Below are 19,281 nucleotides of genomic sequence, written 5' to 3'. Positions count from 1 at the left end.
CCGCTCTGGACGTCTCGACCTTGAAGACATGGTGATCAAAGCGTAGGTTTGGGGTTTCGATGCTTATTTCGCGTAAATTGCCGCTGGCTGCGGCCTTGCTAACAATCCTGTCGATCGGTGTATCGAGTGTCGTGAGCCTTCAGATCGGCTCCAGTGCGGTCAACGAAAAGATTGTCGAGAAGCTCGAAGCTGTTGTCGACGGTCGCAGAAACCAGCTCGAAACGTTTTTGTCCAGTGCTCAGCAGGATCTGATCGCGACCTCGCAAAACACGCTGATGCGCATCGCTCTTGAGGGCTTCAAGCATGATTGGGGCGTTCTTGGCGACGATGTGACCGAGGAGTTGAAGAGACGATACATCACCGAAAACCCTTTTCCGGAAGGCGAGCGTGCGAACTACGACACGGCAAAAAAGCCTGACGCTGCCAAGATCAGCTCCTACGACCAGACCCATGAACGCTATCATGCCCAGTTGCGTGAGATCGCCGAGAGCCGTGGCTGGGAGGACTTCTTCCTTGTCGATATGAACGGCAATGTCATTTACTCAGTCAGCAAGAACCAGGATTACGCCACCAATCTCAAGCAAGGTCCATGGAAGGACAGTGGGCTTGGGCGTGTGTTCGAAGGCATTGTCGACGGCAATGAAACCGAGAAGACGGTGTTTTCGGATTATGAGGCCTATGCACCATCCAACGGCGCTCCCGCCGCGTTCATGGGGCATGCGCTGAATTCGAACTGGGGCATGGTTGGTGTGATCATCATGCGCATGCCCAGCGCCAGGATCGCCGAGATCATGTCCAACACAGCCGGCCTGGGTCAGACCGGAGAAACCGTGTTGCTCAATGCCGACGGATATCTGATCAGCGAGTCGGTGAGGACAGCCGAACCTGATATGTTGTCTGCCCGGATCGAAAGTGACCTTCTGGCGCGCGCGCGGGGCGGCACCATCGAGATCGGCGACGTCGAAGGCTACCGCGATATGCACGCCAGCGTCGCAATGACCGGTGTCAAATTTGATGGTGCCGACTGGACCGTGGCGGGCTTGATCGACAAGACCGAAGCCGGTGCCAGCATGGTGATGATGCGCAACGCCATTCTCGGGGTGTCGCTGCTGTTGTTGCTCGGCGCCCTGGCCGCCAGCACCTGGTTCTCCCGCAGCCTGAGCAAGCCGATCGAGGCGCTGGTGGGCGACATGCGCCGTCTGGCCGAAGGCGACACGACAATTGAACTCGCCGGCGAAAACCGGAAGGACGCTCGGTCGGCGTTTTCCGCGATGCGGCCATCGAGAAGGTCGCGCTTGAGCGCGAGGTTGACGAGACCCGGTCCGAGACCGAACGCAGACGCCAGGATCGTGAAGCTGCCAAGGCCGAGGAAACCGCGTTGACGCAACAGGCCGTCGACGCTCTGGCCGACGGACTGCGCAAGCTTTCCGAAGGCGACCTCAGCATCCGGCTTGACACGCCGTTCATGCAGAGCCTCGATGGGCTTCGGCTCGATTTCAACGCGTCGGTGGAAAAACTCAACAGCACGCTCACCGAGGTCACCGACAACATTCTGGATTTCAACGGCGACACCGGCGAATTGCGCACGGCAACCGATGATCTGGCGCGGCGCACCGAGCAGCAGGCAGCCTCGCTGGAGCAGACCTCGGCAGCGCTCGACGAAATCACCGCCACCGTCAAAAGCTCCTCCGAGCGGGCCGACGAGGCGACCACCAAGGTGGCTGAAGCCAAGGGGGCGACCGACCAGTCGGGAAGGGTCGTCGGCGAGGCGATCGATGCCATGGGGCGCATTGAAAACGCATCGAACGAGATCTCCAAGATCATCAACGTCATCGATGAAATTGCCTTCCAGACCAATCTGCTGGCGCTCAATGCCGGTGTCGAGGCCGCCCGCGCCGGGGAGGCCGGCAGAGGCTTTGCCGTGGTCGCTCAGGAAGTGCGCGAACTGGCGCAGCGATCCGCGACGGCTGCCAAGGACATCAAGACCCTGATCAGCAAATCCGGCGAAGAGGTCACGTCCGGTGTGGCGCTGGTCCGCCAGACCGGTGAGGCCTTGTCGCTGATTGCCCAGCACGTCAGTGACATCAATGGCCAGATCAATTCGATCGCAACCGCGGCCCGCGAACAGTCAACCGGCTTGTCGGAGATCAATTCCGCCGTCAACCAGATGGACCAGGTCACTCAGCAGAACGCGGCGATGGTTGAAGAGACCACCGCGGTCACTCACCGCCTCGGCAGTGGCGCGGCATCCCTTGATGCGCTGGTGCGTCAGTTCACCTTGGCCGGGCGCGGTTCGCTCGCGGCCCCTGTGCGCGCGGCAATGCCCGGCTCCGATACCGCCGATCCGGGTTTCAAAGCCGGGCCGGTCAGGGCAAAACAGCCCGGCAGCCCTGCGGTTCACGCAGTCAGCGCCTCGACCGTGGCGGCAACCCCGGTTCAGTCGCCGGCGCGCGCGATGCTGAAATCAGTTGCCAATGCCTTCGGCTCCGGCAAAGCCGTCCACTCCAACACAACCGCAGCGTCGCAAGACGACTGGGAGGAATTTTGATGCACGAGACTGCAACCAAAGCGGCCAACAGCAGCTATCTTGAGATCATCTCGTTTCACCTGGGCAAGCAGGTATTCTGCGTCAACATCATGTCGGTTCGCGAAATCCGCGGCTGGACGCCATCGACCACTCTGCCGCATTCGCCGCCGCACGTGCTCGGCGTGATCAACCTGCGCGGTTCGGTCATTCCGGTGATCGACATGGCCATCCGTCTTGGCCTGCCGCCGATCAAGCCGACCGAAAGATCCGCCATCATTGTCACCAACATTGCCGGCAAACTGGTCGGACTGCTGGTGGAGAATGTGTCGGACATGATCACCGTCAACGTCGATGAGTTGCAGCCGGCACCTGATGTGCTGCCCGCCGCCGAGCGCGCTCTGACCAAGGCCATCATCCCCGTCGACAAGCAGATGATCTGTTATCTTGATCTTGACGCCTTGTTCTCGGCGCCAGAGGAACTTGCAGCCTGATAGCTGGAAGGGGGACGTGCTTGTCCAGCCAATCCGCGCGGCCGCGATCAGGCCGCGGGACTGGTGTTGCATCAATCGGCTGAGGCGGCACGGCGGCAATCAGCCGGAGAGTGCCCGGAAGGCCAGTTCGGAAACGGTCAGCCCGGTCATCACCATCATCAGCGTGATGAAGATGGTGATCATCAGATCACCTCCGGTGCTGATCCGGATCACGCGGAAATACAGCCAGATCACCAGCGCATAGATCCCCAGCGAGATAAACGCATTGGCCGTGTCCGGCACCGGCGTCAGATAGCGCAGAGCTGCAGGCAGAAATCCGATATAGGCCGACAGCAATCCGAACCAGTTGTTGACCACGACCAGGCGTGAAAACTTCTTTGACAGCCCGAAAAGCTGGCAGACCGCCAGCAGCAGGATCGCCGGCAAGACCCACGCGGCGACATCGAAGCTGGTGGAGACGAGAAAGAACCTGAAGATCTCGGCCGCGGCTTCGGGTCTGGATTCGGGCGCTGCGCGCCAGATCCCGGTCCACAGGAAACACTGCACCGGCCAGGCCCAGAAGAAGGCGCCGAAGGATCGCCAGAAACCGTCGGGAGATGCATCGAGCAGACGCCCGCCGTCGCGGTTTCCGATGATCAGATAAAACAGCCCCGCCAGCGATCGCCCGGCTTCCAGCCGCGACGGTATCACGCCGCCGGCCAAGATCAGCGCGCTCCGGCGCTGGCAAACCAGCGCTCGAGAAAGATTTCGTAAATCTCCGTCAGGCTCTCAAGGTCATTGAGCGCCACCCGTTCGTCAACCATGTGCATGGTCTTTCCGACAAGTCCGAACTCGACGACCGGACAATAATCCTTGATGAAGCGTGCGTCGGAGGTGCCGCCGGTGGTCGACAGTTTTGGCGTCCGCCCTGTCGCCTCGGCAATGGCCGCCGACAGCGTCGTGATCAGCGCCGAGTCGCGGGTCAGGAACGACGGCGAGGACCGGCTGTCGAACTCGATGGCGTAGCGCACCGGGTCACGTCCGGGGCGCAATCTGTCGGCCCTGGACGCCTGCTCGAGCCGCCCACGCAGCTCGCCGGCGAGGCTTTCAGCGGTCCAGAGATCATTGAAGCGGATGTTGAACCTCGCGCTGGCGTGCGCCGGAATCACATTGGTTGCCCCATTGCCCGTGTCGAGGCTGGTGATTTCCAGATTGGACGGCGGAAACCGCTCATTGCCGGCATCCAGCGGCGGGTCCATCAGGGCATCCGCCAGCGTCAGCATGCCGCGCAGCGGATTGTCGGCCAGATGCGGATAGGCAACATGGCCTTGCACGCCGTCCACTCTGAGCGTTCCCGACAGCGAACCCCGTCGGCCGATCTTGATCATGTCACCCATCTGGTCCGGATTGGTCGGCTCACCGACCAGAGCCGCATCCCAGTGCTCGCCCTTTGCTTTGGCATAGGCGAGCAGCTTTTCGGTGCCGTTGATCGAGGGCCCTTCCTCGTCGCCGGTGATCAGCAGCGAGACCGAGCCCTCAGGCGCGCCCTTGCGCTCGATCAGCCGCGCCAGGGCCGAGACAAAGCAGGCAATCCCACCCTTCATGTCGACCGCACCGCGGCCATACATCTCGCCATCGGCAATCTGCGCTGCAAACGGGTCTTGCGTCCAGGCATCGGCATCACCGACCGGAACCACATCGGTATGGCCGGCAAACATCAAATGCGGCCCGTCCGAGCCCAGTCGCGAATAGAGATTGTCGACGTCTGGCGTGCCGGTGTCCGAAAATGTCACGCGGTCATTGGAAAGCCCCAATTCGCCCAGCATCGCGGCCAGCGTCGTCAGCGCCCCACCCTCTGCGGGGGTGACCGAGGGACAGCGGAGCAGGGCGGCAAGCGTTTGGGCGGGATCAGTGAGTTTCATGCGTCGTGATTAGCCGATTGCCCCGGTGCTGTCGACTGTTCGGGGCGGATGAAAAGCACCCCGGTCAATAGCCGGGCTGGTTCGGCCCCGGACCGTGCCGGTTGGGGCCCTTTGCCGAGGGCCAGAGCATGATGATCAACAGCATGAAGAAGGACGCGGCCGGAACAACCAGGACGCCTACCAGAATTCCGGGCAGGCCCGCGTCGTGCAGCCGCTTGATGCTCATCACCGCAATTGACCAGGCTGCCGGCACGAAACTGAAGATGATGGCAAATCCTGCCATGGTCATCTCGGAGCTGTCCGGCACGGCGCGAACAACTGCGGAAACCGGGATGGCAAGCACGGCGATCCAGAACAAAAGCGACCAGGCATAGACCCGGCGCGACAACCGGCCCGAGACTCCGAACAGGAGCCAGCGCATGCCGGTGCCGGGCCGCCGCGCCATGGTTCACCTAGTCCCTGAGCAGTTCGTTGATGCCGGTTTTCGACCGGGTCTGTGCGTCGACGGTCTTGACGATGACGGCGCAATAGAGGTTTGGCGCGGCCTCGCCGTTGCCCATGGTGCTCGAGGTCGGCATCGAGCCGGCGACGACCACGGAATAGGGCGGGATCTCGCCATAGCTGATCTCGCCGGTCATCCGGTTGACGATGCGGGTCGACTTGCCGATGTAGACGCCCATGCCCAGGACCGCGCCTTCGCGCACGATGCAGCCTTCGACCACTTCCGAACGCGCGCCAATGAAGCAATTGTCCTCGATGATCGTCGGCCCGGCCTGCAGCGGCTCGAGAACGCCGCCAATCCCGACGCCGCCCGAAAGGTGCACATTCTTGCCGATCTGTGCACAGGAGCCGACTGTGGCCCAGCCGTCGACCATCGAGCCTTCATCGACATAGGCGCCGAGATTGACGAAAGACGGCATCAGCACGACATTCTTTCCGATGAAAGAGCCGCGCCGGACGATCGAGCCGGGAACCGAGCGAAATCCCGCGCGCTCGAATTCATTGGCAGTCCATCCTTCGAACTTCGAAGGCACCTTGTCCCACCAGACGGCATCGCCGGGGCCGCCCTTGATGACTTCCATCGGATTGAGCCGGAACGACAGCAACACCGCCTTCTTGAGCCATTGGTTGACGGTCCACTGGCCGTCGTCGCCGCGTGTCGCCACCCGGGCTTCGCCGCGGTCGAGCAGATTGAGCGATGCTTCAACGGCATCGCGAACTTCGCCGCGGGTGGCAGTGGAGATGGTGTCGCGATCGTCAAAGGCGGTTTCGATCGTTGTGGCAAGCGCAGCCATATCATGCTTCATCGTGGCGATTCCTTAAGGTTCAACGTCTAGTTTGGTCGGTCATGGGCGTGTGCAGCCGGACCGTTGGGGACCGTTGCACATCTCCTAAGCGAGGCTGGGCGCGGGGTCAAATCCGGCAGATCGCCCAGCACAGAACGGGACAAGCAGATGAGTGCCAAACGTACCAATAATACCTGGGATCCGTTTGCCGACAGCCGCCAGGACAAGCTGCGCGCCGAACGGCAACCCACGACTCCGCAAAGCGCGTCACCAGCTTACCGGCTGGCCTATGCCGACCCGGATTTTCTCTGTCGAGAAGAGCTTCGGCCGATTCGTCTGCAGCTTGAATTGCTCAAGCCGGAAATGCTTTTCATGGAGGCGGATATCCGCTCGACAGTGGTGATGTTCGGCGGAGCCCGCATCCCGGCGCCGGGCAAGGCGCCCTGGGCGGCCAAGAACGAGACCCAGGCGAAGAATCTGACGGCCGCGGCCCGCTACTATGAGGAAGCGCGCGCCTTTGCGCGGCTGTGCTCCACCCATTCGCTGGCCACCAAGGGGCAGGAATACGTCATTGTTACCGGCGGTGGCCCGGGGGTGATGGAAGCAGGCAACCGTGGCGCCCACGATGTTGGCGCCGCTTCCATCGGGCTCAATGTGGTGTTGCCGCATGAACAGGCGCCCAATGCCTATGTGACGCCGGAATTCAGTCTGAACTTCCACTATTTCGCCATCCGCAAGATGCATTTCCTGATGCGCGCCAGGGCGATCACGATTTTCCCCGGCGGCTTCGGAACCATGGACGAGCTTTTTGAATCCCTGACCCTGATCCAGACCGGCCGGATGGAGAGGATGCCGCTGATCCTGTTCGGGTCCGAGTTCTGGAACTCGATTGTGGATTTTCAGGCGCTGGCCGATTTCGGCACGATCTCGCCCGATGATCTGGATCTGATCAACTTTGTCGACACCGCCGAGGAGGCGTGGTCGATCATCGCCAACCACTACGAGATTACGCCTCTGACATGAAAAAACCAGGCCGGGGTCCGGCCTGGTTCGCGTTCGGCTGATGCTGCGGGCTCAGTTGCCGTTCTTGGCAGAGCGGTAGAAGTCGGTGATGTCGATCTTCTTGTCGTCATTGCGGTCAAACCGTTCGAACATCTGGCTCGAGACAGAGGCGAATTCCTCAAGGCTGATTTCGCCGTTCTTGTCGGTGTCGAGGCGCTCGAGCTTCATGCCGCCGCGCCGATCGCCGCGGCCTTCACCTCGTCCCTTGCCTTCGCCATGACGTTTGCCGTCATGCTTGCCGGCCATGCGGCCATCCCGGTCGCCGTGCTTGCCCATCTTGCCGTGCTTCATGCCCTTGGCTTCGGCGCGGCGTTCTTCCCGGTTCTGCTGACGCATTTCCTTGCGCATGTCGCCGAAGGCCTTGAGTTCATCCTGGCTCAGCGAGCCGGATTTGTCGGTGTCAGCGCTTTCGAACATCGACTGACGGTGGGCGGAGACTTCTTCAAGATCGACGGCGCCGTCCTTGTTGGTGTCAAACCGTTCCATCAGATGCACGAGTCGCGGGCCACGCTCGTGACCTCCGCGTTGCGAGGCGGCCATGGCGGGAAATGCAACGGAGGCAATCATGGCTGCAGCGAGGGTGGCGAGAAGTGTCTTTTTCATCGGGATGTCCTTTTGGGGCTGTTCTTGTTTGCCTCCCCAAAGTGGATGCCGGGGTTCAAAATAACCACTTAAACCCCGGTAATGTAGATTAAACATTGGAAAGGTCCGCGGCCTCGCCCAGCCCGGCGGCCTCCCCGGAGGGCGGGCTGGTCAGGCTGTTACGCGGGTCAGGAAGGCCGTCAGATCATCCGTGACGTGATCGATATGCGTGCCATCCTTGCCTTCGTGTTCCCAGACGTCGTCCAGCACCTCGTCAAGATTGTTGGGCACGATCAGCACGGTGCGCATGCCCAGCGCATGCGGCGCCATCAGATTGCGCGGAAGATCCTCGAACATCGCCGCCTTGTCCTTGTGCACGCCGTGCCGGGCGAGAAAACGGTCATAGGTTTCGGGCGCCGGTTTGGGTTTGAGGTCGGCTGCCAGGATGTCGAAGATATCGTCGAAATGCTCGAGAATTCCGAGGGCCCGCGCCGTCCGCTCCGCATGCGGCGTATCGCCATTGGTAAAAATGAACTTGCGGCCCGGCAGCGACTTGATCGCTGTGGCCAGCGTTGGGTCCGGCTTCACCCAGGAATAATCTATGTCGTGAACTTTTTCGAGGAAGTCGTTCGCATCGACACCGTGATGGAGCATCAGGCCTTGCAGCGTGGTGCCATGCTCCCGGTAATATTGTTTCTGCAGGCTGCGCGCAGCCTCATGATCGAGGCCAAGCAGGGTGCGCACATAATCGGTCATTTTCTTGTCGATCTGCGAGAACAAATCGGTGCGGCGCGGATACAGCGTGTTGTCGAGATCAAACACCCACTCGGTGACATGGGCGAAGGCAGCGGGATCTGGCAGGGCGGACTTGTGGGGCATGGGAACCTCGGAATGATATCGGTTGGAGCGGCGGCGCTTCAAGGCGCCGCGGGGCGATGGCCTGCTCGGAAGCCGCAGCTTTAGCGGCTCCGTATACCTTTAGTCAAAACTATCGTGCGATGGACCACGCAACGGGCAATCGCATTGGATTGATTATGCAGAAACCAAACATTTCACGAAAACATATTCGCACGATGATCCGCAAAATCAGCATCGTGACAGTGGCGTCGGTTCTTGTCTCGCTCTCCATCACCGCAACAGCCATGATCTTGGCGGGCATGCCCGGGGCGATGGGTCTGGCGCTGTCGATCGCAGGCTTGTGTCCGCTCGTGATCACACCGCCGGCGAGCTATGTCTTTTTCCGGCAGACCATGAAGCTTGAGGCAGCGTACGCGGCACTGGGTGAAGCGCATCAGCGCCTGTTCGAGTTTCACCTCAAGCTTGCCGACACGAACCGGGACCTGTTGCACCGGGCAAGTCACGACAGCATGACCGGGCTTGCCAACCGTGACGCTTTTCTTGCCCGTCTGACTGAACGGATGCAGCACCCCGATCCGGGGTATCTGCTGATGATCGATGCCGACCGGTTCAAGCTGGTCAATGATATGCATGGCCATGATGCCGGCGACCGCGCCCTGCTCGCCGTGGCCGAGGCGATTGCCCGTGCCATTCGAAACGGTGATTTCGGAGCCCGTATCGGCGGCGAGGAATTTGCTGTCATCCTCAATGGTGCGGACCGGGAAGATGCGCTTCGGGTGGCCGAGCGGATTCGGAGCAATGTCGAGGATATGTCCATCACGACAGCCGAAGGCAAGAAACTGAAGCTGACGGTCAGTGTCGGTGGCTCTGAGCTGGCGAGCCATGCGAGCCCCGATGAGGTCATGCGCGCAGCCGATGCCAAGCTGTACGAAGCCAAGCGCGGCGGCCGCAACAGGGTTTGTGTCGGCCAGCGGATTTCTCATGCGGCATAACGCGTAGGGATCGCTGTTTCATGGTGGCGTGAAACCCGTCGGCCGATGTCTCGATACCGGGTCTGACCTCGCGACCGCGCAAGCCGAGTGCTTGCCGGAAGTGTGGCCAAGCTGCTAGACCGCTGTCGCAGCACGCAGAATCCGGATTCCGGCTCAGCAAGGCGGGCCGCGTTGCCTCATCGCTTTCTACAGGATGGCTCCCGTCAAGATGGAAACCTGGATCCTCATCACCATTGCCGCCGCGTTCCTGCAGAACATCCGCTCTGTGTTGCAAAAGCATCTCAAGGGAGTGATGGGCACCACCGGCGCGACCTTTGTACGGTTTGGCTTTGGAGTGCCGTTCGCCCTTGTGTTCGTCGGTCTGCTTGCCTTCGGCATCGGCTATCCGCTGCCGCTGCCGAATTCTGCGTTCATCGGCTGGGTGGCGCTGGCGGCGCTCTCCCAGATCACCGCGCAGGCATTTCTGATCCAGATGTTCAGCCACCGCAATTTTACCGTCGGCACAGCTTACTCCCGCACCGAGCCGGCGCAGGCGGCCTTGTTCGGATTGATCTTTCTGGGCGACAGGGTGAGTGCCGGGACCCTGGTCGCCATTGCCATCAGCCTCGTCGGCGTGGTGATGATCTCGGTCGCCCGCTCGGCCTCGGGTGCGGCTGCGCTGCTCGGGTCGGTGTTTTCCCGCACGGCTGCTCTGGGTCTGGCATCGGGAACCTTCTTCGGCATCGCCGCGGTCGGCTATCGCGCAGCATCGTTGTCCTTGGCCGGGCCGAATTTCATGATGCAGGCCGCGGTCACGCTGCTGGCGGCGATCCTGCTGCAGACCGTCATCATGCTGATCTGGATGTGGTTCCGTGCTCCGGGTGAACTGGGCCGCATCCGCGCCGCGTGGAAAATCTCCGCAATGGTCGGCCTTGTTGGCGCCACCGCATCGTTTGGCTGGTTCATGGCGATGACGCTGCAAACAGCGGCTGTGGTCAAGGCCTTGGCCCAGGTGGAGATGATTTTCACCTATGCTTCCTCGGTGCTGATTTTCCGCGAGCACGTCAACAAGCTTGAAATTTTTGGCTGCATCTTCATCGTAGCTGGTATAGTGGTGCTGCTGCTGGTCTGACCGGCTGCGGTGACGGGGGAACCGGCAAGTCCGATTGAGCCCCAGGTTGAGAACCGGCCGATTGCAAACCCGAACGGAACGCCGATGCCCGCATGGTGCATGCCAATAACCGAACCGTTGCTCACAATGGGCCGGACTGCGGCGGGCGCAGCTGTTGTCGGGCTCGCGCTGTCTTTGGCGGGGTGCGCCAGCCCTCCCGAAGGCGTGTTGTCACCTGTCGCGCAGACCGCTCCGGATGCGACGGAGATTTCGATCATGGTCGCCACCACCCGCGCACCGTCCGACAATCCGGGCCTGCTCTACTCTGGCGAACGCGGCAATGCGGTTGACTTCAATGAACTTGTGGTCTCGATTCCGCCTGAAGCACACCGCAAGATCGGCGAGGTGCAATGGCCGAAGACACTGCCAGCAGATCCGTCACGCGAGTTTGCGACGCTGTCAGCAAGCCGGTTTGACTCGGTCACGGACATCAGGGCCTGGTACCAGCGCAACAAATCGCCCTCCGGGCGGCTGCTGATTTTCGTCCATGGTTTCAATACCCGCTATGAAAGTGCGGTTTACCGCTTTGCCCAGATCGCCCATGACAGCAGGACCGATGCCACCCCGGTAATGTTCACCTGGCCATCACGTGGCTCGGTGTTCGATTACGGCTATGACAAGGAAAGCACCAACTATTCCCGCTCGGCGCTGGAGACGCTTCTGACCGGCGCTGCCGCGGCGCCGGAAATCACGGATATCATCATTCTGGCTCACTCGATGGGCACCTGGCTGGCAATGGAATCCTTGCGCCAGATGGCGATCCGCAACGACGGGATTCCGTCCAAGATCGGCAATGTGATCCTGGCTTCACCCGATCTTGATGTCGATGTTTTCAGCCAGCAACTGGCTGACATGGGGTCGAAGCGCCCGAAATTCACAGTGTTTGTGTCTCAGGATGATCGCGCCTTGACCCTGTCGCGCCGGATCTCCGGCAATGTCGACCGGCTTGGCCAGATCGACATTCACAATCCGGTCTACCGGGATGAGTTCGAACGCGGAGGAATCACCATACTTGATCTCTCGGCGCTGCAGGTCGGAGACAGCCTCAATCATTCCAAGTTCGCCGAAAGTCCGGAAGTTGTGAAATTGCTGGGTCAACGGCTGATCGACGGTCAGGCGGTTACCGAGCAGGATCTCGGCCTTGGGGCCGAATTTGGCGCCACCGCAATGTCCGTCTCCAACACTGTCGGCTCGGCTGCTGGCATGGCGATATCCGCACCGATTGCGATCCTCGACCCGAAAGCGCGCAACACATTTGACGCCCAGTCACAGCGTTTCGGGCGAAATCTCGGCAATTCGGTCAGAGGCATAGTCGATCCGAGGCTCAACCTGACGCCCCGTTGCACCCGCTTGGGCGACATTTTCTGCGTCACCGGTTCCAGCCTCTCCAGCCGTTAGTGGACCGGCCAGCAGGCGGTACCTTGCCGGCACGGCGCCTTGCTGGCACGGGAATTGACGGGCGCGGTCGCTGATGGAGCGGTGGCGCGACAGCCGCCAGGATCGACACGATATTGGCAGCATCGGCTCGGACGGGTGGCTCAGCGGGTTTGGCAACGGATTGTGGCGCAAGAAGGGGTCTCCGCTCATGCGCTGCGACACCTGCAATGCAGGCAGTTCCCGTGCAGCGATCACGCCCCGGTCAAGTCCGAACGCTCACGGAACCAGCAGGGTTCCGGCACCGTGCGCGGTGAACAGTTCCAGCAGCACCGCATGCGGGGTCTTGCCGTTGAGGATGACAACGCCCTTCACACCCCGCTCGATTGCCTCGATGCAGGTTTCGACCTTCGGGATCATGCCGGCGGAAATCGTGCCGTCGGCAATCAGCGCCCTGGCTTCACTGACGGTCAATTTGTCGATCAGTTTCTTGTTCTTGTCGAGAACACCGGGAACATCGGTCAGGAACAGCAGCCGCGAGGCCTCCACAGCACCGGCTATGGCGCCGGCGAAGGTGTCGGCATTGATGTTGTAGGTGTGGCCATCGTGGCCCGGTGCGACAGGCGCCAGGACCGGGATCATCTCCGACTTGGCAAGAAGATCAAGCAGCGTCCGGTCGACTTCCATCGGCTCGCCGACAAAGCCCAGATCGAGCACTCTTTCGATATTGGAATCAGGGTCGACAAAGGTCTTTTGCGCCTTCTCGGCGTAGACCATGTTGCCGTCCTTGCCGCACAGACCGATGGCCCATTCGCCTTCGGCGTTGATCAGCGCGACGATTTCCTTGTTGATTGACCCGGCCAGCACCATTTCGACGATCTCGACGGTCTTGGCGTCGGTGACCCGCAAACCACCCTCGAATTTGGATTCAATTCCCATTTTGGCCAGCATGGCGCCGATCTGCGGGCCGCCGCCATGCACCACGATCGGGTTGACGCCCGATTGCTTCAGCAGCGCAATGTCCTGGGCGAAGGCCTTGCCGAGGGCTGCGTCACCCATGGCGTGGCCACCATATTTGACCACCACGGTCTTGTTCTCGTAGCGCTGCATATAGGGCAGCGCCTCGGCGAGCAGGCGGGCCTGGGTTGCAGCGTCGCTGCTTGTGGTCTCAGACATTGGTGTGGCGTCCCGGGTTGGCGTGAGCGCAAGAAGCAAAAGGTCCGGCGCTGTTTAGCGGCAATCGGTCCCGGCATCAATGATCTCCTGGGTCCATTTCTCTTTTGCGGTGATCGTCTCGACCCCACCAAGTGCCAAAGGCAAAACCAGTTGGCGCATTTTTTCGTAAAGGGTTTCAGCGATCCATGAAACTGATATGAGTCAAAACCGCGAGCGGAGCAGCCGACCCCATCATGAACCAAGATGATCTCTCTGGATTGATCGCGCATATCGCGCTGGGCGACCGCAAGGCCTTTTCCGCGCTGTATGCACAGACAAGTGCGAAACTTTTTGGCGTCTCACTCCGTATCCTCAAAGACAGCGCCCAGGCCGAGGACGCCGTGCAGGAGGTTTACGTTCGCATTTGGCGGCGGGCCGGCAGCTTTCGTGCGGGGCAGGCTTCGGCCATGGCCTGGCTGGTGACGATCGCCCGCAACCAGGCGATCGACATGATCCGGGCGCGCCAGCCGGCCACGCTGGAATATGACGATGCGCCCGAGGTGGCGGATCCGGACCCCGATCCCGAGGCCAGAGCGGCGCTCAGCGGCGAGGCAAGGCGGATCCAGACCTGTCTCGGAGGACTGGATTCGGACAAGGCGGCGGCCGTGGTCGAAGCCTATGTCGAGGGATTGAGTTATCAGGAGCTGGCCGAGAAGAATGGCGTGCCGCTCAACACCATGCGAACATGGCTGCGCCGCAGCCTGCTGAAACTGAGAGAGTGCCTGAACACATGAGCCCCGGTCCGCACATTTCCGACGACAACGCTCTGGCCGGCGAATACGTGCTTGGCGTATTGCCGCAGGCCGAGCGGCTGCAGGTCGAGCAGCGGATGCTGCGCGAGGCGGATTTCGCAGCGCTTGTCGCATCATGGCAAGCGGATCTCTCCAGCCTTGATGACGCCTACAGCCCTCAACCTCCGCCACCCGGCGTCAAAGCCAGGATTGACGCACGGCTGTTCGCCGAAGCAGCAAAGTCTCAGGGCGGGCTGTGGGGATCGCTGATGCTGTGGCGAGGGCTGGCGTTTGCCGGTTTTGCCGCAGCCGTGGCCCTTGGTGTCTTTGGTGGCAATTTCCCCGGCAGTGTTGATCCCGCAGCCGGTCCTGCGCTGGTTGCTGAACTGGGGGCGCCCGGCAGCGCGGTCGGGCTTGTGGCGGCGCTTGATCCGGCCAGTGGTGCCTTCACAATCACACCGGCAGCGTTTTCGCCCGATGACGGCAAGTCACTGGAACTGTGGCTGGTGCCGGGTGAGGGCGTGCCGGTTTCGCTTGGGCTGGTCCCCAAGGATGGTGGCCGCCTTGTGCTCGACCGGGATCTGCTCTCCCAGATCTCCGATGGCGCCCTGCTTGCCGTCAGCATCGAGCCGCTCGGCGGGTCGCCCACCGGTGCGGCAACTGGCCCGGTGGTGCTGTCGGGTGCCCTCGGCCAAAAATAATTCTGGTGCTCTGAAACTTATTTCGCACAGGTCCCGTCTTCCTCTTTAACCGCCGCACAGAACATGCGGCGGGTGACCAAAGGCCCGGATGATCCGGCCTGAAAACTCAAAGAGGTTGTCTCATGAAAACCGCTCTTCGCTCCATCGCCGCCACCGCAGTTCTGCTCGCAGGCGTGAGCCTCTCCTATGCCGCCAGCCATGGCGCAAACCCGATGGTGGGTGGCGCCGAGATGTTCCCTGACAAGAACATTGTCGAAAACGCCGTCAATTCAGCCGATCACACCACGCTGGTTGCAGCCGTCAAGGCCGCAGGCCTGGTCGACACACTGGCGGGCGAAGGCCCGTTCACCGTGTTTGCGCCGACAAACGACGCCTTCGCGGCTTTGCCGGAAGGCACCGTCGACACCCTGCTGAAGCCTGAAAACAAGGACCAGTTGACAAAGGTGCTCACCTGCCACGTCGTCGCAGCCGATGCCATGTCGAAGGCAATCATGAAGATGGTCGACGATGATGGCGGCACGCACCCGGTCAAGACCGTTGGCGGCTGCATGCTCAATGTCACCTACAAGGGCGACAAGATCATCATCGAAGATGAAACCGGCGCGATGGCCAATGTCACAATCGCTGATGTCGACCAGTCCAATGGCGTCATTCACGTCATCGACAAGGTGCTGTTGCCCAAGGGCTGAGGTTGAAAGCGGGTCTCGCCAGGACCTGAAGCCATGTCCGGGTGCGCCGCAGCCCCATGCATCACCAAAGGACGGCGCGCCAACACGGACAGCCTCCCGCTCTTGAGGAGCGGGAGGCACTTCACGGGCAATTGAAAACATGTGCGTGGCCTTTTCCCGCACACCTGCCTAGATTTCGGTCAACGCAAGGAGACACATCATGACAACGAAAACAGAAATCAGCCGTCGCGCGCTTTTGACTGCAGGTGTTGCAGGTGTTGCCCTGACCGTGTTTGGACGCCGTTCGCGCGCGACCGCGTCGGAAGGCACGTTCGAGTTTACGCTCAGTGAGGCGGAATGGAAGGCAAAGCTGACGCCCGGACAGTACGATGTGCTGCGCACAGAGGCCACCGAGCGCGCTTTCACCAGCCCGCTCAACGACGAAAAACGCAACGGCATGTACCATTGCGCCGGGTGCGATTTGCCCGCCTATGCGTCCGACGCCAAATACGACAGCGGCACCGGCTGGCCCAGTTTCTGGAAAGCCGAGGAGAATGCTGTGCGGACCAAGGAAGACAAATCATTGTTTTCCACCCGCACCGAAGTCCATTGCCGCCGTTGCGGTGGCCACTTCGGCCATATTTTTGATGACGGGCCGCCTCCCACGGGAAAGCGCCATTGTCTCAACGGTTTGGCATTGAATTTCAAACCGGCCGAAGCCGCCTGATCCAGGCCTTCATGACAAAGCCCGGCTCAAAAGCCGGGCAGGGTGCGGGCTTGTTACACGGTAATCGCCAGCGCAATCGCGAGTCGGAGTTCGGCGATGCCCTGATGCTTTTCCGATGAGGTGGCGAGCACTTCCGGATAGGCGGCGGGGCGTTTCCTGATCGCAGCCAGCGTGTCGCTGATCAGCCGCGGCACGCCGGCCTCCTTGATCTTGTCGGTCTTGGTCAGCACCAGCTGGTAGGACATGGCCGCCTTGTCGAGCAGGTCCATCACGGCTTCATCATTCTTTTTGACGCCGTGACGTGAATCAATCAACAGATAGACCCGCTTCAGCGTCGAGCGGCCGCGCATGTAATCGAACACCAGCGCGGTCCACAGGTCGACCTGATCCTTGGGCGCCTTGGCATAGCCGTAGCCTGGCATATCTACCAGCGCCATCGGCGGCAGATCATCCGCATCGCCGGAATAACCTGCCGGTACGAAATAGTTCAGCTCCTGGGTCCGGCCCGGCGTATTGGACGTCCGCGCCAAGCCGTTGACGCCGACAAGCGCGTTGATCAGCGAGGACTTGCCGACATTGGACCGGCCGGCAAAGGCAATTTCCGGCGGGCCTTCCGGCGGCAGGAACTTGAGCGAGGGCACGCCGCGAATAAACACGAACGGCTTGGTAAACAGCGAAGCTGAGAGCTCTTTGGCGGCCTGCATTGCCGGATCTGCGGACAGTGTGCTCATGGCTCCGGCCTCCGCGCCGGTCAGGTCTTTTTCGGTTTGGGTTTGAACAGCGCCGCGAGATTATCCCACAACTCGATCTTGGCGCCCTGACGCTTCATGATCACACCCTGCTGCAGCACCGAAAGCGTGTTGTTCCAGGCCCAGTAGATCACCAGACCGGCCGGGAAAGTCGCCAGCATGAAGGTGAACACCACCGGCATCCAGGTAAAGATCATCGCCTGTGTCGGGTCCGGAGGCGTCGGGTTCATCCGCATCTGGATAAACATGGTGATGCCCATGATCAATGGCCAGACGCCGATCATCAGGAACGACGGCACATCATAGGGCAACAGGCCGAACAGGTTGAACATCGAAGTCGGATCCGGAGCTGACAGGTCCCTGATCCAGCCGAAGAAGGGCGCGTGTCGCATTTCGATGGTGACATAGAGCACCTTGTAGAGCGCGAAGAACACCGGGATCTGCAACAGCACCGGCCAGCAACCGGCCACCGGGTTGATTTTCTCTTTCTTGTAGAGTTCCATCATCCCCTGCTGCAAAGCCATCTTGTCGTCACCATGCTTTGCCTTGAGCTCTTCAAGCTTGGGCTGCACCTTCTTCATGTTGGCCATCGAGACATAGGACTTGTTGGCCAGTGGAAAGAAGATGAGCTTGACGATCACGGTGGTGACCAGGATGGCAATGCCGAAATTGCCGAACACCTTGAACAGGTAGTCGATCAGCCAGAACATCGGCTTGGTGATGAAGTAGAACCATCCCCAGTCAATCATCAGGTCAAAATTGAGAATGTTGTGCTCGGCCTCGTACCCTTCGATGATCGGCACTTGCTTGGCGCCGGCAAACAGGAGCGTCTTGGATGTGACGCTGCCGCCCGGCGCGACTGCAAGGGTGTCGGACTTGAAATCAGACTGGTAGCGTGCCCTGCCATCGGTAAAATGCGCAAAGCGGGTCTCGAAACCTGCGCCCTGGGGCGGCACAAGGGCTGCGGCCCAGTATTTGTCGGTGATGCCCATCCAGCCGGCGGTTGCCTTGCCATGCGCGATGACCGGGGTGTCCTCGACGTCGGAATAGTCGATTTCCTGCAGGCCTTCCTCGCCGATGACCCCGATCAGGCCTTCGTGCAGAACGTAAATGCCACTGGTTGCGGGCTTGGAGAAGCGGGTAATCCGGCCATAGCTGGCAACAGATGCCACAGCAGTGCCGCTGTTGGCAATGGTGTCTTCGAAGCTGAACAGGTAGTTTTCATCAACCGAGATCACCCGGGTGAAGACAAGGTTTTCACCGTTGTCATAGGTCAGCGTCACCGGTGATGACGGCGTCAGCACCTGGCCGGGCTGGGCGGTCCAGACCGTGTTGGGCCCCGGAGCCGGACCCGATTGAGCGTCGCCGATGTACCCCACTTCGGCGAAGTAGCCTTCGGCCATTGCAGCCGGGCTGAACAGGGAGATGTTGGGACTGGTCGGGTCGATTGTCTCGCGATATTCCTTGAGCAGCAGATCGTCGATGCGGGCGCCGGAGAGATTGATCGAGCCCATGAGTGCCGGGGTGTCGATGCTGATCCGGCCAGTCTGGGCCACAGCATCTTCGCGCGACAACCCGCCAGCCTGGATCACGGCACCGGGGATCGAGGTGTCGCCGCCCGGCAATGATCCGTTGACGTCGCCCGGTGCGGCTCCCTCAGCGCCTGCGGCAGGCGTCTGCACGGGCTGCTGTGCCTGCAGCGCTTCCGCGGCCAGACGCTCACGTTCAATCTTCGGGCTGACATAGAGAAACTGCCAGGCGACAAGGACAAGCACTGACATGAGAATTGCGACGAAATAATTGCGATTGTTTTCCATCACTCAATCCTGGTGGCCGGCTTTCGATTGCCTGGCGTTCTGGTGTTGTCCGGCGCATCGAGATGCTTCTCGACGCGCGCCTGGTGGGGTCGTTTCGGTCTGGCGGATTCATGCACCCGCTCGGTGAGCGCGGTGACGAGTCGTTCAAACGGCGCAGCCAGCGTATCGCGGCGTGCGACCACCACATAGTCGTGTCCGGGCTTGAAGGGAACCCCTGCCATATGTCGCACAACCTCCTTGAGGCGGCGGCGCATTCTGTTGCGCTCTACCGAATTGCCCTGTTTTTTCGTCACCGTAAAGCCGATGCGCGGAGCCTGGTCGGGGACGCCCCTATCGAGGCTTTCCAGTAAGAAATATGGTCCGCGCAGACGTTTTCCCTTCTGCACGGCGAGAAACTCCGGCCGGGTTTTAAGCCGCCCGGGTATCTTTATGATGTCGTCTTGTGCCACG

21 protein-coding genes are annotated in these 19,281 nt (G+C 61.0%); 11 read left to right on the top strand and 10 right to left on the bottom strand.

All coding sequences use genetic code 11. The features are described from left to right. Positions 1-59 precede the first annotated feature (59 nt). From PZ897_RS08945 to PZ897_RS08935, 3 genes are read left to right on the top strand one after another with little or no spacing between them, the layout of a single operon-like run. The gene (locus PZ897_RS08945) at positions 60-1,382 is read left to right on the top strand and encodes a cache domain-containing protein (protein ID WP_275751804.1); all 1,323 of its coding nucleotides are present in this window, start codon (positions 60-62) and stop codon (positions 1,380-1,382) included. Beyond that, positions 1,379-2,548, top strand: coding sequence for a methyl-accepting chemotaxis protein (locus PZ897_RS08940; protein ID WP_275751803.1), 1,170 nt, complete (start codon positions 1,379-1,381; stop codon positions 2,546-2,548). Before PZ897_RS08945 ends, PZ897_RS08940 begins: the two co-directional genes overlap by 4 nt. Then, positions 2,548-3,018 (top strand): chemotaxis protein CheW, encoded by a 471-nt coding sequence (locus PZ897_RS08935; RefSeq protein ID WP_275751802.1) that lies wholly within the window; start codon positions 2,548-2,550, stop codon positions 3,016-3,018. Before PZ897_RS08940 ends, PZ897_RS08935 begins: the two co-directional genes overlap by 1 nt. A 99-nt stretch (positions 3,019-3,117) precedes the next feature. Here PZ897_RS08935 and PZ897_RS08930 read toward each other — a convergent pair whose 3' ends face one another. From PZ897_RS08930 to dapD, 4 genes are all read right to left on the bottom strand, one after another. Continuing rightward, positions 3,118-3,720 carry a hypothetical protein gene (locus PZ897_RS08930; protein WP_275751801.1) on the bottom strand — a complete coding sequence of 201 codons (603 nt, stop codon included), beginning with the start codon at positions 3,718-3,720 and terminating at the stop codon, positions 3,118-3,120. Positions 3,721-3,722: 2 nt separating this feature from the next. Beyond that, entirely contained in the window at positions 3,723-4,919 is a 1,197-nt protein-coding gene (gene dapE, locus PZ897_RS08925; protein WP_275751800.1) for a succinyl-diaminopimelate desuccinylase, read from the bottom strand. Between the two features lie 64 nt (positions 4,920-4,983). Further along, on the bottom strand, positions 4,984-5,364 hold the full coding sequence (locus PZ897_RS08920) for a DUF805 domain-containing protein (protein ID WP_275751799.1): 381 nt from the start codon (positions 5,362-5,364) through the stop codon (positions 4,984-4,986). Between the two features lie 7 nt (positions 5,365-5,371). Continuing rightward, positions 5,372-6,226, bottom strand: coding sequence for a 2,3,4,5-tetrahydropyridine-2,6-dicarboxylate N-succinyltransferase (dapD, locus tag PZ897_RS08915; RefSeq protein ID WP_275751798.1), 855 nt, complete (start codon positions 6,224-6,226; stop codon positions 5,372-5,374). A 147-nt stretch (positions 6,227-6,373) separates the two neighbouring features. On the opposite strand from dapD, the gene PZ897_RS08910 reads away from it, so the two are divergent. Continuing rightward, positions 6,374-7,228: an LOG family protein gene (locus PZ897_RS08910; RefSeq protein ID WP_275751797.1), complete on the top strand. Its 855-nt coding sequence runs from the start codon at positions 6,374-6,376 to the stop codon at positions 7,226-7,228. 51 nt (positions 7,229-7,279) lie between these two features. On the opposite strand, the gene PZ897_RS08905 is transcribed toward PZ897_RS08910, so the two are convergent. Together PZ897_RS08905 and PZ897_RS08900 are read right to left on the bottom strand one after the other, a co-directional pair. Beyond that, positions 7,280-7,870: an EF-hand domain-containing protein gene (locus PZ897_RS08905; RefSeq protein WP_275751796.1), complete on the bottom strand. Its 591-nt coding sequence runs from the start codon at positions 7,868-7,870 to the stop codon at positions 7,280-7,282. Positions 7,871-8,020: 150 nt separating this feature from the next. Further along, positions 8,021-8,728 (bottom strand): pyrimidine 5'-nucleotidase, encoded by a 708-nt coding sequence (locus PZ897_RS08900; RefSeq protein WP_275751794.1) that lies wholly within the window; start codon positions 8,726-8,728, stop codon positions 8,021-8,023. Positions 8,729-8,883: 155 nt separating this feature from the next. On the opposite strand from PZ897_RS08900, the gene PZ897_RS08895 reads away from it, so the two are divergent. From PZ897_RS08895 to PZ897_RS08885, 3 genes are all read left to right on the top strand, one after another. Then, positions 8,884-9,699 carry a GGDEF domain-containing protein gene (locus PZ897_RS08895; protein WP_275751793.1) on the top strand — a complete coding sequence of 272 codons (816 nt, stop codon included), beginning with the start codon at positions 8,884-8,886 and terminating at the stop codon, positions 9,697-9,699. A 208-nt stretch (positions 9,700-9,907) separates the two neighbouring features. After that, complete coding sequence (locus PZ897_RS08890) at positions 9,908-10,810, top strand: DMT family transporter (RefSeq protein WP_275751791.1); 903 nt, start codon at positions 9,908-9,910, stop codon at positions 10,808-10,810. A 99-nt stretch (positions 10,811-10,909) separates the two neighbouring features. Further along, positions 10,910-12,247: an alpha/beta hydrolase gene (locus PZ897_RS08885; protein ID WP_275751789.1), complete on the top strand. Its 1,338-nt coding sequence runs from the start codon at positions 10,910-10,912 to the stop codon at positions 12,245-12,247. 255 nt (positions 12,248-12,502) lie between these two features. Here the strand turns inward: PZ897_RS08885 and argB are convergent, their stop codons facing one another. Further along, positions 12,503-13,399, bottom strand: a complete 897-nt coding sequence (gene argB / locus PZ897_RS08880; RefSeq protein WP_275751787.1) for an acetylglutamate kinase — start codon at positions 13,397-13,399, stop codon at positions 12,503-12,505. Between the two features lie 233 nt (positions 13,400-13,632). Between argB and PZ897_RS08875 the strand changes: the two genes are divergently transcribed. The 4 genes from PZ897_RS08875 (at position 13,633) to msrB (ending at position 16,265) form a co-directional block, all read left to right on the top strand. After that, positions 13,633-14,172 carry a sigma-70 family RNA polymerase sigma factor gene (locus PZ897_RS08875; protein ID WP_275751784.1) on the top strand — a complete coding sequence of 180 codons (540 nt, stop codon included), beginning with the start codon at positions 13,633-13,635 and terminating at the stop codon, positions 14,170-14,172. After that, positions 14,169-14,870 (top strand): anti-sigma factor, encoded by a 702-nt coding sequence (locus PZ897_RS08870; protein ID WP_275751783.1) that lies wholly within the window; start codon positions 14,169-14,171, stop codon positions 14,868-14,870. Before PZ897_RS08875 ends, PZ897_RS08870 begins: the two co-directional genes overlap by 4 nt. Before the next feature lie 122 nt (positions 14,871-14,992). Further along, positions 14,993-15,559, top strand: a complete 567-nt coding sequence (locus PZ897_RS08865) for a fasciclin domain-containing protein (RefSeq protein ID WP_275751781.1) — start codon at positions 14,993-14,995, stop codon at positions 15,557-15,559. A 199-nt stretch (positions 15,560-15,758) separates the two neighbouring features. Then, entirely contained in the window at positions 15,759-16,265 is a 507-nt protein-coding gene (gene msrB, locus PZ897_RS08860; RefSeq protein WP_275751779.1) for a peptide-methionine (R)-S-oxide reductase MsrB, read from the top strand. Positions 16,266-16,318: 53 nt separating this feature from the next. Here the strand turns inward: msrB and yihA are convergent, their stop codons facing one another. Genes yihA through rnpA form a run of 3 tightly spaced genes read right to left on the bottom strand, consistent with a single transcriptional unit; the run spans position 16,319 to position 19,280 of the window. Then, positions 16,319-16,996: a ribosome biogenesis GTP-binding protein YihA/YsxC gene (gene yihA / locus PZ897_RS08855; protein ID WP_275751778.1), complete on the bottom strand. Its 678-nt coding sequence runs from the start codon at positions 16,994-16,996 to the stop codon at positions 16,319-16,321. Positions 16,997-17,016: 20 nt separating this feature from the next. Beyond that, positions 17,017-18,831: a membrane protein insertase YidC gene (yidC, locus tag PZ897_RS08850; RefSeq protein WP_275751776.1), complete on the bottom strand. Its 1,815-nt coding sequence runs from the start codon at positions 18,829-18,831 to the stop codon at positions 17,017-17,019. Then, positions 18,831-19,280, bottom strand: coding sequence for a ribonuclease P protein component (rnpA, locus tag PZ897_RS08845; protein WP_275751774.1), 450 nt, complete (start codon positions 19,278-19,280; stop codon positions 18,831-18,833). The genes yidC and rnpA overlap by 1 nt, the downstream gene beginning before the upstream one ends. Between the last annotated feature and the right edge of the window lies 1 nt (position 19,281).

The sequence above is a fragment of the Hoeflea sp. YIM 152468 genome (assembly GCF_029210485.1).
GTDB lineage: Bacteria > Pseudomonadota > Alphaproteobacteria > Rhizobiales > Rhizobiaceae > Hoeflea.
The sequence above is the reverse complement of the archived record's forward strand: the minus strand, read 5'-3'. Positions and strand labels throughout refer to the sequence as shown.

Coding starts and splice junctions, on each gene's coding strand:
- PZ897_RS08945 (WP_275751804.1), top strand. CDS start 60: ATGCTTATTTCGCGTAAATTGCCGCTGGCTGCGGCCTTGCTAACAATC.
- PZ897_RS08935 (WP_275751802.1), top strand. CDS start 2,548: ATGCACGAGACTGCAACCAAAGCGGCCAACAGCAGCTATCTTGAGATC.
- dapE (WP_275751800.1), bottom strand. CDS start 4,919: ATGAAACTCACTGATCCCGCCCAAACGCTTGCCGCCCTGCTCCGCTGT.
- PZ897_RS08920 (WP_275751799.1), bottom strand. CDS start 5,364: ATGGCGCGGCGGCCCGGCACCGGCATGCGCTGGCTCCTGTTCGGAGTC.
- dapD (WP_275751798.1), bottom strand. CDS start 6,226: ATGAAGCATGATATGGCTGCGCTTGCCACAACGATCGAAACCGCCTTT.
- PZ897_RS08910 (WP_275751797.1), top strand. CDS start 6,374: ATGAGTGCCAAACGTACCAATAATACCTGGGATCCGTTTGCCGACAGC.
- PZ897_RS08905 (WP_275751796.1), bottom strand. CDS start 7,870: ATGAAAAAGACACTTCTCGCCACCCTCGCTGCAGCCATGATTGCCTCC.
- PZ897_RS08900 (WP_275751794.1), bottom strand. CDS start 8,728: ATGCCCCACAAGTCCGCCCTGCCAGATCCCGCTGCCTTCGCCCATGTC.
- PZ897_RS08895 (WP_275751793.1), top strand. CDS start 8,884: ATGCAGAAACCAAACATTTCACGAAAACATATTCGCACGATGATCCGC.
- PZ897_RS08890 (WP_275751791.1), top strand. CDS start 9,908: ATGGAAACCTGGATCCTCATCACCATTGCCGCCGCGTTCCTGCAGAAC.
- PZ897_RS08885 (WP_275751789.1), top strand. CDS start 10,910: ATGCCAATAACCGAACCGTTGCTCACAATGGGCCGGACTGCGGCGGGC.
- argB (WP_275751787.1), bottom strand. CDS start 13,399: ATGTCTGAGACCACAAGCAGCGACGCTGCAACCCAGGCCCGCCTGCTC.
- PZ897_RS08875 (WP_275751784.1), top strand. CDS start 13,633: ATGAACCAAGATGATCTCTCTGGATTGATCGCGCATATCGCGCTGGGC.
- PZ897_RS08870 (WP_275751783.1), top strand. CDS start 14,169: ATGAGCCCCGGTCCGCACATTTCCGACGACAACGCTCTGGCCGGCGAA.
- PZ897_RS08865 (WP_275751781.1), top strand. CDS start 14,993: ATGAAAACCGCTCTTCGCTCCATCGCCGCCACCGCAGTTCTGCTCGCA.
- msrB (WP_275751779.1), top strand. CDS start 15,759: ATGACAACGAAAACAGAAATCAGCCGTCGCGCGCTTTTGACTGCAGGT.
- yihA (WP_275751778.1), bottom strand. CDS start 16,996: ATGAGCACACTGTCCGCAGATCCGGCAATGCAGGCCGCCAAAGAGCTC.
- yidC (WP_275751776.1), bottom strand. CDS start 18,831: ATGGAAAACAATCGCAATTATTTCGTCGCAATTCTCATGTCAGTGCTT.